Source organism: Billgrantia endophytica, from assembly GCF_002879615.1.
GTDB lineage: Bacteria > Pseudomonadota > Gammaproteobacteria > Pseudomonadales > Halomonadaceae > Halomonas > Halomonas endophytica.
The window spans coordinates 1-13,295 of sequence record NZ_PNRF01000037.1 but is presented as its reverse complement, the minus strand read 5'-3'; the positions used below and the strand labels follow the sequence as shown (position 1 = coordinate 13,295).

General features: G+C 66.7%; 10 protein-coding genes. 2 read left to right on the top strand and 8 right to left on the bottom strand.

All coding sequences use genetic code 11. From position 1 onward, the window contains the following. Nucleotides 1-71: 71 nt before the first annotated feature. The 5 genes from C1H69_RS17475 to C1H69_RS17455 are packed head-to-tail and all read right to left on the bottom strand — an operon-like array spanning nucleotide 72 to nucleotide 5,544. Nucleotides 72-1,244 carry an acyl-CoA dehydrogenase family protein gene (locus tag C1H69_RS17475; protein ID WP_102654665.1) on the bottom strand — a complete coding sequence of 391 codons (1,173 nt, stop codon included), beginning with the start codon at nucleotides 1,242-1,244 and terminating at the stop codon, nucleotides 72-74. Then, nucleotides 1,244-2,053: an enoyl-CoA hydratase family protein gene (locus C1H69_RS17470; RefSeq protein WP_102654664.1), complete on the bottom strand. Its 810-nt coding sequence runs from the start codon at nucleotides 2,051-2,053 to the stop codon at nucleotides 1,244-1,246. The genes C1H69_RS17475 and C1H69_RS17470 overlap by 1 nt, the downstream gene beginning before the upstream one ends. Continuing rightward, nucleotides 2,050-2,517, bottom strand: a complete 468-nt coding sequence (locus C1H69_RS17465; protein ID WP_102654663.1) for a MarR family winged helix-turn-helix transcriptional regulator — start codon at nucleotides 2,515-2,517, stop codon at nucleotides 2,050-2,052. Before C1H69_RS17465 ends, C1H69_RS17470 begins: the two co-directional genes overlap by 4 nt. After that, the gene (locus C1H69_RS17460) at nucleotides 2,514-3,257 is read right to left on the bottom strand and encodes an SDR family NAD(P)-dependent oxidoreductase (RefSeq protein WP_102654662.1); all 744 of its coding nucleotides are present in this window, start codon (nucleotides 3,255-3,257) and stop codon (nucleotides 2,514-2,516) included. Before C1H69_RS17460 ends, C1H69_RS17465 begins: the two co-directional genes overlap by 4 nt. Nucleotide 3,258: 1 nt before the next feature. Continuing rightward, a complete protein-coding gene (locus C1H69_RS17455; protein ID WP_102654661.1) occupies nucleotides 3,259-5,544 on the bottom strand; it encodes a bifunctional salicylyl-CoA 5-hydroxylase/oxidoreductase in 2,286 nt (761 codons plus the stop codon). Between the two features lie 219 nt (nucleotides 5,545-5,763). Between C1H69_RS17455 and rsd the strand changes: the two genes are divergently transcribed. After that, on the top strand, nucleotides 5,764-6,255 hold the full coding sequence (gene rsd / locus C1H69_RS17450; RefSeq protein WP_102654660.1) for a sigma D regulator: 492 nt from the start codon (nucleotides 5,764-5,766) through the stop codon (nucleotides 6,253-6,255). Nucleotides 6,256-6,316: 61 nt separating this feature from the next. Here the strand turns inward: rsd and chrA are convergent, their stop codons facing one another. From chrA to C1H69_RS17435, 3 genes are read right to left on the bottom strand one after another with little or no spacing between them, the layout of a single operon-like run. Continuing rightward, on the bottom strand, nucleotides 6,317-7,510 hold the full coding sequence (chrA, locus tag C1H69_RS17445; protein ID WP_102654659.1) for a chromate efflux transporter: 1,194 nt from the start codon (nucleotides 7,508-7,510) through the stop codon (nucleotides 6,317-6,319). Continuing rightward, entirely contained in the window at nucleotides 7,507-10,635 is a 3,129-nt protein-coding gene (locus C1H69_RS17440; protein WP_102654658.1) for an efflux RND transporter permease subunit, read from the bottom strand. The genes chrA and C1H69_RS17440 overlap by 4 nt, the downstream gene beginning before the upstream one ends. A gap of 2 nt (nucleotides 10,636-10,637) precedes the next feature. Further along, a complete protein-coding gene (locus C1H69_RS17435) occupies nucleotides 10,638-11,735 on the bottom strand; it encodes an efflux RND transporter periplasmic adaptor subunit (protein ID WP_102654657.1) in 1,098 nt (365 codons plus the stop codon). A 341-nt stretch (nucleotides 11,736-12,076) separates the two neighbouring features. Here C1H69_RS17435 and C1H69_RS17430 point away from each other — a divergent pair, with 341 nt between their 5' ends. Continuing rightward, entirely contained in the window at nucleotides 12,077-13,051 is a 975-nt protein-coding gene (locus C1H69_RS17430; RefSeq protein WP_102654656.1) for a malate dehydrogenase, read from the top strand. Nucleotides 13,052-13,295 lie beyond the last annotated feature (244 nt).

Genomic DNA, 13,295 nt, shown 5'->3' with positions numbered 1-13,295 from the left:
CACCTATAACCCCATAGGCTCCGGCTCCTGTGCTCCGTGCGCCTTGCGCTTCATCTCGCTCGCCGATTTGTTCAGCGCTTCCCCTTATCGTTTTGTTCGTCTCGGGCGGTGTCCTGTTGTGCCAAGCAGCTGCGGGCAATGATGACTTTCTGTACGTCGGAAGCGCCCTCGTAGATGCGCAGGGCGCGAATCTCGCGATAGAGACTCTCGACGATATGCCCCTTGCGCACACCGTCGCCGCCGTGAAGCTGCACCGCCTTGTCGATGACCCGCTGGGCGCGGTCGGTGGCGAACAGTTTGGCCATGGCCGCCTCGCGGGTGACGCGTTCGGCGCCCTGGTCCTTGGTCCAGGCGGCGCGGTAGACCAGCAGCGCGGAAGCATCCACGTCCAGCGCCATGTCGGCCAGGTGTCCCTGGACCATCTGCAGGTCGGCCAGTTGGGCGCCGAACAGCTCGCGGCCACGGGCGCGCGCAAGCGACTCGTCCAGTGCCCGGCGGGCGAAGCCCAGGGCGGCGGCGCCCACGGTGGAACGGAAGACGTCGAGCACCGACATGGCGATGCGAAAGCCCTGGCCGGGCTGGCCGATCACCGCACTCCTCGGCAGCCGCATGTCATTGAAGCCGAGCCGTGCCAGGGGGTGCGGCGAGATCGTCTCCAGCCGCTCGCAAATCTCGAGCCCCGGCGTGTCGGCCGGTACCAGGAACGCCGAGAGCCCCTTGGCACCGGGCCCTTCGCCGGTGCGGGCGAAGACCGTGTAGAGATCGGCGATGCCGCCGTTGGAAATCCATGTCTTCTCGCCGTCGAGGCGATACGTGTCTCCGTCGAGCTCGGCCGTGGTGTCGAGCTGGGCCACGTCGGAGCCGGAACGGGGTTCGGAAAGGGCGAAGGCGGAAAGGGCCTCGCCGCGACGGGTCTTCTCCAGCCATTCGCGCTGTGCCGGCGAGCCGAACAGGCTGATGGCGCCGGTGCCCAGCCCCTGCATGGCGAAGGCGAAATCCGCCAGGCCGTCGTGGCGGGCCAGCGTCTCGCGGATCAGGCACAGGCTGCGCACGTCGATGGCGTCGCCGGCGGTGCCATCGAGAAAACCGGCCTGGCCGAGATCGCGCACCAGGCGAATGCAAGTGGCATCGACGTCGGCGTGGTCCCGCGGCAGCTCGGCCTGGCACCAGCGCTCCAGCCGTTCGGCCAGCTCGCGATGGCGCGGCTCGAAGAAGGGCCAGTTCAGAAAGCTCGTGTCGCTCATCAATCCCCCCCGAAGACCGGCTTCTGTCTGGCGGCGAAGGCGCGATAGGCGCGCTCGAAGTCGCGGGTCTGCATGCAGATCGCCTGGGCCTGGGCCTCGGATTCGATGGCCTGTTCCAGGCTCATCGACCACTCCTGGTTGAGCTGGGTCTTGGTGATGCCGTGGGCGAAAGTCGGGCCCTTGGCCAGTCGGGTGGCATAGGCCAGCGCCTCGGCCTCCAGCGCTTCCGGCTCGACGAGGCGATTGTAGAAGCCCCACTGGTGGCCCTCCTCGGCGCTCATGCTGCGGCCGCTGTAGAGCAGGTCAGCGGCGCGGCCCTGGCCGATGATACGGGGCAGCATGGCGCAGGCCCCCATGTCGCAGCCGGCGAGCCCCACCCGGGTGAACAGGAAGGCGGTGCTGGCCCGGGGAGTGGCGAAGCGGATATCCGAGGCCATGGCAATGATCGCGCCGGCGCCGACACAGATACCGTCCACGGCGGCGATCACCGGCCTTCCGCAGTGGATCATCGCCTTGACCAGGTCACCGGTCATGCGGGTGAAGGCCAGCAGCTCCTTCATGTCGCTATCGACCAGCGGGGCGATGATCTCGTGCACGTCGCCGCCGGAGCAGAAGTCATCGCCGTTGGCGGCGAACACCACCGCTTTCACGTCCTCGGCATAGACCAGGTCGCGGAAGGTGTCGCGCAGCTCCGCGTAGCTGTCGAAGGTGAGCGGGTTCTTGCGCTCGGGGCGGTTCAACTGGATGACGGCGACATCTCCCTCCATGCGCCAGAGAAAGTGTCGCGGCGTCAGGTCGGCCAGTTTCATTGTCGTTCTCCCGTCTCGGCTGGCAAGCGGTGCAGCAGCTCGCCGATATGGTGGGCATCCTCTTCGGTAACGCCGTCGAGCAGGGCGTTGACCCAACCCTCATGCGCCACCGCCATGGTGGTGAACGCGTCACGGCCGGCCGGTGTCAGGCGTACCCGGGTGGCGCGGCGGTCGCCCTCGATGGCGATTCGCTCGACGCTGCCGTCTTCCACCAGCCGGTCGACGATGCCGGTGACGTTGCCGTTGGACACCCGCAGCGAGCGCGACAGCTCGTTCATCTTCAGGCCGTCCGGGGCGCGCTGCAGGGCGGACATGACGTCAAAGCGGGGCAGGGTGGAGTCGTACTCGACGCGCAGTCGTTCGCGCAGTGCCGCCTCCACCTGGCGGGTCACCCGCAGCATGCGCAGCCACAGGCGCAGGCGCTCCTTGCTCAAGGCTTCCTGTTGCGCAAACGGGGCCGTCATGTCTCGCCTCCTGAAATCGAGATCGCCTGGCCGTTGATGGCGCCGCTGTGCGGCCCGCACAGCCACAGCGCGGTGGCGGTGACCTCGGCCGGCTGGATCAGGCGGCCGCCGGGGTTGGTGGACTGGAAATGGGCGCGCGCCCGCTCTGCCGACTGGCCGGTTCTGGCCACGATGGTCTCGACGCTTGCCTCGAGCAGGGGGGTGTCGGTGAAGCCGGGGCACAGGGCGTTGACGGTGATGTCGCGCCCGACGGTCTCCTGGGCCAGGGCGCGAACCAGGCCGACCACGCCGTGCTTGGCGGCGCAGTAGGGGGCCACGTAGGCATAACCCTTGAGGCCCGCGGTGGAAGCCACGGCGATCAGGCGGCCGCCGTCGGCCAGGTGCCTGAGCCCTTCGCGCAGGGTCAGGAACGCCCCGGTGAGGTTCACGTCCAGCATGCGCTGCCACTGGTCGAGCCCGGTACGGACCAGGGGCGCGCTCTCGGCCGCCCCGGCATTGGCGATGACGATGTCCACCTCGCCGAGGCGCTCGAACAGAGCCGCCATGGCCGCTTCGTCGGTGACGTCCACCACGGCGGCGTGGAGGTTCGCATGGCGGGCGGCCATGGCCTCGAGCGGCGCGGCGCGGCGTCCGGTGATGGTCACCTCGGCGCCCGCCCCGGCGAAGGCCAGCGCCATGTCGGCGCCGATGCCACTGCCACCGCCGGTGATGACCACTTGCTTGGCGTTCAGGTCGTCCATGCTACACCCACCCTTCGCCGCGTTCGGCCAGGCGCTGGAGCTGGTCGCGGCCGGGGCCGTAGGGCAGCGGCCAGTCGCACTGGCTGTCGCCCAGCCCGGCCGCGGCGTGCAGCGTCCAGTAGGGGTCGGCCAGGTGCGGGCGTGCCAGGCATACCAGGTCGGCACGACCCGCCATCAGGATCGAGTTGACATGATCGGCCTGGTAGATGTTGCCCACCGCCATGGTCGCCATGCCGGTTTCGTTGCGGATGCGGTCGGAGAAGGGCGTCTGGAACATACGGCCATAGACCGGCCGGGCACGGGTCGATGTCTGGCCGGCGGAAACGTCGACGATGTCCACGTCGGCGGCCTGCAGCAGGCGGGCGATCGCCACCGCCTCGTCCGGAGTCACGCCTTCCCCTTCCACCCAGTCGCTGGCCGAAATGCGTACCGAGAGCGGCTTGTGGGCGGGCCAGGCCGCGCGCACCGCGCGGATCACCTCCAGCGGGTAGCGCAGGCGGTTCTCCAGCGAGCCGCCGTACTCGTCATCGCGATGATTGGTCAGCGGGGTAATGAAGGACGACAGCAGATAACCGTGGGCGGCGTGGACCTCGACCATGTCGAAGCCGGCGCGATCCGCCATCCTGGCGGCCTCGACGAACTCGTCGCGCACCCGGTCCATGTCGCCGCGATCCATCGCCTTCGGCACCTGGTTGCGCTCCGACCAGGGCACTGCCGATGCGGCCAGCAGCGGCCAGTTGTTTTCCGGCAGCGGCGCGTCCATCTCCCGCCAGCCCAGCTGGGTCGAGCCCTTGGGGCCGGAATGACCGATCTGGGCGCACAGCTTCGCCGGGGTTTCGGCGTGCACGAAGTCGCACAGGCGCCGCCAGGCGGCCTCGTGTTCAGGGGCGTAGAAGCCCGGGCACCCTGGCGTGATGCGGCCCTCGGGGCTGACGCAGGTCATCTCGACATGGACCAGACCGGCACCGCCCTTGGCCCGCTCGGCGTAGTGCACGAAGTGCCAGTCGGTGGGGCAGCCGTCCACGGCCCTGTACTGGGCCATGGGGGAGACCACGATGCGGTTGGCCAGGGTCATGTCGCGTAACCTGAACGGGGCGAACATGGGCGCGCGGTCACTGTCCGGGACACCCGCCTGCCGCTGGAACCAGCGCTCGGCGCTGCCCAGCCACTCGGGGTCGCGCAGGCGCAGGTTCTCGTGGCTGATGCGCTGGGAACGGGTCAACAGCGAGTAATTGAACTGCACCGGGTCGAGGTCCAGATAGCGTTCCACCTGCTCGAACCACTCGGTGGAGTTGCGTGCCGCCGACTGCAGGCGCAGCACCTCGGTGCGCCGCTCCTCCTCGTAGCGGGCGAAGGCGGCGGCCATGTCGGGCTCGCTATGCAGGTAATCGGCCAGGGCGATGGCGCTCTCCAGTGCCAGCTTGGTACCGGAACCGATGGAGAAGTGCGCGGTGGCCGCGGCATCGCCCATCAGCACCACGTTCTCGAAGCTCCAGCGCTCGCACAGCACCCGCGGAAAGTTGATCCAGGCGGAACCGCGGATATGGTGGGCGTTGGTCATCAGCGAATGACCGCCCAGGTGGCGGGCGAAGATCCGCTCGCAGACGGCAATCGACTCCCGCTGGCTCATCTCGCCGAAGCCGAAGGCCCGCCAGGTGGCCTCGCTGCATTCGACGATGAACGTCGCGGTCTCCTTGTCGAACTGGTAGGCGTGGGCCCACACCCAGCCGTGCTCGGTCTTCTCGAAGAGGAAGGTGAAGGCGTCGTTGAAGGTCTGGCGGGTGCCCAGCCAGACGAACTTGCAGTCACGCACGTCGATGTCCGGCTTGAACGCCTCGGCAAAGGCCTGGCGCGTCCGCGAGTTGAGCCCGTCGGCCGCCAGCACCAGATCGAACTCGCGGCGGAAGCCGTCGATGGCCTCGGTGGCGATATCGGTTTCGAAGCGCAGCTCGATGCCGAGCTCCCGGGCGCGCTCCTGCAGCAGGATCAGAAGCCGTTGACGGCCGATGCCGCAGAAGCCGTGGCCGGTGGAGACCGTCTTGGTGCCGTCATGGATCACCGCGATGTCGTCCCAATAGGCGAAGTGCTCGCGAATGCGCTCGGCGCTCACGGCGTCGTTGCGTGCCAGGTTGTCCAGGGTCTCGTCCGACAGCACCACCCCCCAGCCGAAGGTATCGTCGGCGCGGTTGCGTTCGACCACCACGATCTCGTGGGACGGGTCGTGCAGCTTCATGCTGATGGCGAAGTAGAGGCCGGCGGGGCCTCCGCCCAGGCAGGCGATTCTCATGGGTCGTGATCATCCACTGGTCATGTTGTTTGTTATTGGCTGTCTTGAAGACTAGGCACGCGAGACAGTTAGTTCAAGCATAAAGTTTCAAGATTGAAAGATTTAGGTTTAGAGCATGGGCATTCCCGTCGTCGGTAGGATTGACACCGCGCTCGGCAAGGGCGAGTCTGTGGTTTCGGGCCTGGCAGGGCCCCGGCTTCACTAGGGAAGGAGGCGAACATGCTGGAAGACTGCAAGAGTGCTCGGGAGCGCTGGGGTGGCGTACACCAGCTGATCGACCGATGGCTTGATGAGCGTCGCGAGCTGCTGGTGAGCTTTGTCGAGCTCAAGGAGGCCTGTGATGCAGAGCTCGAAGCGGTAAGCAAGATGCAGATCGATCGCTTCAGCGAGCTGTTGATGGATTACATCAGCGCCGGTCACTTCGAGATATACCCTCAACTGCGCGAGGAAGCGAATGCCTTCGAGGATCACGATGCGCTGATCATCGCCGCAAAGCTGCTCGAGCGCCTGGACATGTCCACGGAACTGGTGCTCTCCTTCGATGCCGACTACTCCACGCCGGTACGCTGCCAGCACTTCCTGCCACGCCTGCCTGCCTGGCTCGACCGCCTGGCCAAGGGGCTGACCGAACGTTTCGCCCTGGAAGACCAGTTGATTGCCCGGTTGCACGCCGCCCATACACCAAAGGCCGCCGCTACCAACGCCCCGTGAAGGGGCTCGCGTATCGCGGAACCTGGAACGCCCCGAGGGTATAAGCCCCGGGGCATTCTTTTTAGGCGATGAGAAGGCCGCCACCGGCAAGAATGACGACCACCGCCCAGGCGGGCAGTTTCCAGACGCTGAGCAGGAGAAACCCGGTCAGCGCCAGGGCGAACTCGCGGGGGCCGAGAATGGCGCCGGTCCAGACCGGCTGATAGAGGGCGGCGCCCAGAATGCCCACCACTGCCGCATTGGCACCGCGCATCAGTGCCTGCGCGCTGTCCCAGCGGCGGAATCGGTTCCAGTGGGGCAGTACTGCCAGCAGCAGCAGCATCCCGGGCAGGAAGACCATCACCAGCGCCAGGGTGGCACCGAACAGGCTGCCGCCGAGCGGCGCCATCACCGCGCCCAGATAGGAGGCAAAGGTGAACAACGGCCCCGGCACGGCCTGGGCGGCGCCATAGCCTGTCAGGAACTCGTCCGCACCCACCCAGCCGGATTGCACCACCTCGGCCTCCAGCAGCGGCAGCACGACATGCCCACCGCCGAATACCAGGGCGCCGGCGCGATAGAAGGCATCCATGACCGCCAGGGTTGCGGAGGGGCTGACCCAGGCGAGTAACGGCAGGCCGGTCAGCAGGACGACGAAGGCGAGCCCCGCCAAGTGACCGGCGCGGGTGGAGACGGGCAGCGGCAGCTCGTGCACGCCGGCCTCGGCATGGGCCCGACACAGCGCCATACCGGCCAGGGCGCCGATCACGATGGCGGCTACTTGCCCCAACGGACCGCTGACCAGTACCACGGTGAATACTGCGGCCAGGGCGATGCCGGCGCGTTGCCGGTCGGGGCACAGGCTGCGCGCCATGCCCCACACGGCGTGGGCGACGATGGCCACCGCCGTCACCTTGAGGCCGTGGATGACACCCTGGCTGACGGGGCCATCAAGCACGGCAGCCCCCAAGGCGAACAGCACCAGCACGATGGCCGAGGGCAGGGTGAAGGCCGCCCAGGCCGCCGCTGCGCCCCAGGGACCGGCGCGCATCAGCCCCAGGGCGAAACCCACCTGGCTACTGGCGGGCCCAGGCAGGAACTGGCACAGCGCCACCAGGTCGGCATACGCGTGTTCGGTGAGCCAGCGCCGCCGCTCCACGAACTCGGTGCGAAAGTAGCCGAGGTGGGCAATGGGGCCGCCGAAGGAGGTCAGGCCCAGCAGCAGAAAGGCACCGAAGACCTCGCCGATGCGCCCGGCAGGAGGCGCATGGCTCATCGGCCGGACTCCTCGTCACCGTTCCGTGAGGCAGGCGCGCCGCGATGTGTGGCTTCACCCACAGGCTCCCCGGCGCGCCTGTCTTTACCCAGCACCAGCATGCAGGGGGTCAGCAGTAGCGTCAGCCCGGTGGCGAATGCCAGGCCGCCGGCGATGGCGCTGGAAAGCTGGGTCCACCACTGGGTCGAGGGAGCGCCGATCCCCAGGCTGGGGGCGAACAGGTTGACGTTGATTCCCTGCACCATCGGCATCAGCCCCAGCACCGTGGTGATAGCGGTAAGCAGCACCGGTCGCAGGCGCAGGCCGCCTGCCTCGAGGGCTGCCTCTCCGGGGCTCAGACCTTCGCGGCGCAATTGATTGTAGGTGTCGATCAGCACGATATTGTTGTTCACCACGATGCCCGCCAGGGCGATGATACCCATCCCCACCATGACGATACCGAAGGGCTGGCCGTTGACGAGCAGGCCCATCAGGACACCGGCCGTCGAGAACACGATGGCCGACATCACCAGGGCCGCCTGATAGAGGCTGTTGAACTGGGTCACCAGGATGAGGGCCATCAGGCCGATCGCCACGAAGAACGCCGTGATCAGGAATCGGCTGGCTTCTTCCTGATCCTCCTGCTCTCCGGCCACGTTGACCTGAACGCCATCGGGCAGTGCTTGCACCGATTCCAGCAATGCCCTCAGCCGCTCGTCGGGTCGGTAGCCGGCGGCCACGTCCGCCTCCAGGGTGATGGCCCTGAGCCCATCGATACGATGCAGGGTACCCACCTTGGGTGCCGGTTCCAGGCTGGCAAAGTGCGAAACAGGCACCTGGCCTCGAGTCGTGTTCAGCGTCAGTCGGTCCAACTGGTCCAGGGTTCGCCAGGTCTGGGGCAGGCGAACGCGGATGTCCACTTCATCGGGGGCATGGGCCGGCCGATAGCTGGCGACCTGCAGGCCGGTGGTGATGAGTTGCACGGCACTGCCTACGGCCGCCACATCGGTGCCCAGGCGCGCGGCGGCCTCGCGGTCCACCTGCATGCGCCACTCGATACCGGGCAGGCTGCGGTTGTCCTCGATGTCGCGGAAGCCACCAAGGCGTTCCATGGCACTGCGAATGAGGGTAACGGCGGCATCCCCGTCGGCCGGGTCCTGGGCGCTGATCTCCAGCACGATGGGCTTGCCGGCGCCGGGCCCCTCCTGCTGTTCACGAAACTCCATGACCACGCCGGGCAGGTCTGCCGTGCGTTCCGCCATTTCGGCCATGATGAGTCGGGCGGGCCGGCGCTGCTGCCAGTCGATCAACTGGAACTGCACCACGCCGATCACGTCGTTGCCGACCTGCTCATCGGGAATGCCATAGGAGCGGGCATAGAGCGCCTGCACCTCGCTCATGCCTGCCAGGCGTGCCTCTACGCGGCGCACGATGGCATCCTTCTCCATGGTGGAATAGTCCCCCCGGGCGCGGACGATGACCTGGGCCGTATCCGGCTCGACGGCCGGGAAGAATTCCACGCCGTGATTGAAGCGCCCGTAGCCGGTGAAGATCACCGCCATCAGCAGCAGAGTGAGCAGCAGTGTCATGCCTGGCCAGGCCAGCAGGCGGGCCAGCACGGCACGGTAGAGACGCCCGCCGCCCGTGATCAGTTCATCGCCACGGCTGGGCCGGGTCGTGCGGGCACTGAACAGGCCGCCCAGGGTGGGCAGGAAGATCAGCGCCATGGCAAGCGAGGCCAGCAGGCACAGGATCACCGTGGCGGGTAGATATTTCATGAATTCGCCTACCACGCCGGGCCAGAACAGCAGCGGTATGAACACGGCAATGGTGGTGGCGGTGGCGGCGATCACCGGCCAGCTCATTCGTGAAGCCGCATTGACCCAGGCGTCGCGTGGAGACTGCCCTTCGCGCAGGTTGCGGTCGGCCAGCTCGCTGACCACGATGGCGCCGTCCACCAGCATGCCGCCGACCAGGATCAGAGAGAACAGCACCACGATGTTGAGCGTGTAGCCGACCGCCCAGATCAGCAGGATGCCGGTGAGAAAGGCCCCCGGAATGGTCAGCCCCACCAATAGCGCCGAGCGCAGTCCCATGACGGCCAGTATGACCACCAACACCAGCACCACGGCGGTCACGACGTTGTTGAGCAGTTCCGATAGCATCTCCTCGACGGTTTCGGACTGATCCATGATGGTCGTAATGGTGAGCTCGTCGGGTAGCAATGGCGCGGCCTCATCCAGTATGCCGCGAACGCTCGCGATGGTGGCGATCAGGTTGGCCCCGGCGCGCTTGGCGATTTCCAGTACCATGGCGGGCTCGTCGTCGATGCGCGCAAACCCATCGGGGTCCTTGAAGCTGGGGTGAATCCAGGCGACATCCGCAAAGGTCACGACCCGGTCGCCATCGACCTTGACCGGCATGCCCATGACATCTTCCAGCGACTCGATCACACCCGGCACCTTGATCGGGGCGCGGCCGGCACCGGTATCCAGGCTGCCCGCCGCCACCAGCCGGTTATTGCGGCTGATCAGGCTGAACAGGTCATCGAAATCGACGCCATAACTGTCCAGCACCAGGGGGTCGAGAACGATCTCCAGCATCTCTTCACGCTCGCCACCGATATCCACTTCGAGGACCTCGGGGATACCCTCCATGGCATCCTGGAGCTGGCGGGCGATGGCGAGGCGCTGGACTTCTTCCAGGGGGCCGGAAATGCCAAGCGACAGCACCGGAAACAGGCCCACGTTGACCTCGAACACCCGGGGTTCATCCGCTTCTTCGGGCAGTTCGGCGCTGGCGATATCGACCTTCTCGCGCACGTCGGCCAGCGCCTGCCGGGGATCGAAACCGGCATCGAACTCCAGGGTCACGGCAGCGTGGCCTTCGCTCGACAGAGCCGTCATCTTTCTGACCCCCTGGATGGTGCGCAACTCCTGCTCCATGGGTCGAACCAGCAGTCGTTCGCCATCCTCCGGGCTGACCCCCTCCAGTGACAGAGCGACGTAAATGATCGGGATCGCAATGTCCGGGTTGGCTTCCTTGGGTATCGCCTGCCAGGAGGCCAGTCCCGCCAGCAGCAGCGAGACGAGCACCAGTAGCGTGGTGCGCGACCGGTCCATGGCGGCTTCGATCAGAGTGCGCATGGTCAGGGAGTCTCCCGTGCCGCCTCGTCCTGCTCGAGAGGTACCGCCATGACACGGTCACCCTCCACGACGAACCCGCCGCCGAGGGTGATCAGGCGAATCGTCTCGGGCAGGCCGGTCACGTGCACTTCCCGGGTGTCGGCCTCCACCAGGCTGACAGGAGAACTCACCACCCTGTCGTCGTCGTCCAGATGCTTCACTTTCAGCCTGCCCTCGTTGTCCAGCTCCAGCAGCGCGGAAGAGAAGCGGTGGACATCGCGCTCGGCCAGGGTAATGGTCAGGGTGGCACTGGCGCCGGCGACCCGGCGGCGCTCCGGATTGTCGAGGGCGGCTTCGACGTAATAGGAACGGGTCGCATCGTCGGCGCGGCTGGCCACATGGGTCAGCTCGCCGGGAAGGACAGAGCCATCCAGCAGGCGCACCTCGACGGGCAGGCCGGGGTCGAGCGCCAGGGCATCGCGCTGGGAAACCCAGGCGCTGGCGATGAGCTGACGGTCATCGACCAGCCGGCCGTAGACCTCGCCAATCTGCAGTACCTCGCCCAGCTCCACGTCCAGGCGGTCGAGCACGCCATCGAAGGGAGCGATGGGCCGCGTCTCATCCAGGGTATGGCGCAGCTCGGCCACATCGGCGGCGGCCATGCTGACGCTGCTCTGCAGGCGCAAGAGCTCGGGCTGCGAAATCAGCTCGCGCTGGCGCAGGCCCTCGGCACCGGCCAGTTCGGCTCGTGCCAGGGTCAATTGATCCTCGGCCCTGGACAGCTGTGCCTCCAGGGCATCCGGTGCCAGCCTCAACAAGGCATCGCCGGCCTCCACGCTGGTTCCCTGCGTGATCGGAAGCTCGGACACCCGCCCGGCCTGGCGGCTGCGGAGCTCCACCTCCCGGACGGCCTCCAGCTGGCCCTGAGCCACCAGCCGCGGCGTATGCGGCACCGCCTGGATGAGCCGGTATTCGACGCGGGTCGGCGTATCCTCCGGCGCGGGGTCGCCTGGTGGCGCCGACGTCTGGAAACGCTGCAGGTCGCCTAATGCCAGCCACAGCAAGAGTGCCAGCAGCAGGGCGGCGGCCAGCAGGTAGGAAAGAGGGGGACGTCTTGGCATGCGGCCTTCCATGGGTTGACGTGAACTTTGACCTGAACTGCGAACGAGCACGGCATCGCGCAGGCGTAGAGACCGATCGGCCAGCACCAATCTACTGTGAAAACCGGGTCTTGGGCCAATTTCTATCGATTTGTTTCGTCATGGAAACCAAAAAAACACCCTTTCACGCCTGACAGCCCCCATGGACGGACCCCGGCCGCGGCCAGGCAGGCTGCCTAGCCGGAGGTCGGATTGAGTTTTGTGCACCGCAGGCATACCATTCACGCGTTCCGAATCCGAGCCGGGGATGGCTGTCATGCCATCCGGCTCATCCTCACGGCGACCAATCCGAAGGAGCAATGATGAAAGATCCCGTACGTATTGCCATTACCGGCGGTGCTGGCCAGATCAGCTACTCCCTTATCTTCCGTATCGCGGCAGGCGACATGCTGGGCCCGGATCAGCCCGTCATTCTCCAGCTGCTCGAGATCACGCCGGCCATGGACGCGCTGAACGGCGTCGTCATGGAAGTGAACGATTGCGCCTTCCCGCTGGTGCAGGACATCGTCGCCACCGACGACCCCAATGTCGCGTTCAAGGACGCCGACTTCGCCCTGCTGGTCGGCGCCCGTCCGCGTGGCCCCGGCATGGAGCGCAAGGACCTGCTCGAAGCCAACGCCGCGATCTTCTCCGTGCAGGGCAAGGCCCTGAACGACAACGCCAGCCGCAACGTGCGTGTCCTGGTGGTGGGCAACCCCGCCAACACCAACGCCCTCATCGCATCCTGCAATGCGCCGGACCTGAACCCGCGTCAGTTTACCGCCATGACGCGCCTGGATCACAACCGCGCCCTGACCCAACTGGCCCAGAAGACCGGCAAGCGTGTCACCGACGTCGAGAACATGATCATCTGGGGCAACCACAGCGCGACCCAGTATCCGGACCTGGCCCACTGCAAGGTGGACGGCAAGGCCGCTTTCGATCTGGTCGAGCGCGACTGGTACGAGAACACCTTCATCCCCGACGTGCAGCAGCGCGGTGCCGCCATCATCAAGGCGCGTGGCGCCTCTTCCGCTGCGTCTGCCGCCTCTTCCGCCATCGACCACATGCGCGACTGGGCGCTGGGCGCCAACGGCGTCGTCAGCATGGCGATTCCCTCCGATGGCAGCTACGGCATCGAGAAGGGCATCATCTACTCCTACCCGGTGCGGTGCCAGAACGGCGACTACGAGATCGTTCAGGGACTCGACGTGGACGACTTCAGCCGCGGCCGCATGAAAGCCACCGAAGACGAACTGCGTGAAGAACGCGCCGCCGTCGAACACCTGCTGGGCTGATCTCTCCCGATCACCGACAAAAACGCCTCGACGAAACGACTCGTCGGGGTGTTTTTTCATGTTCGAACATAGCGACTACCGAAGCGCTGCTGCGCTGGCAACTATCGCCAAGGCGGGGCAACACCGCGGTCGTGCGATAAATCGTCCTCCCACAGCCTTGTTTCCCCCACCCTGTTGGAGCGCCGCTCTGCGTCGCGACCGGCGCCGCAGGCGCCCGGCGGAGGCCGCTGCGTTGGCGATTATC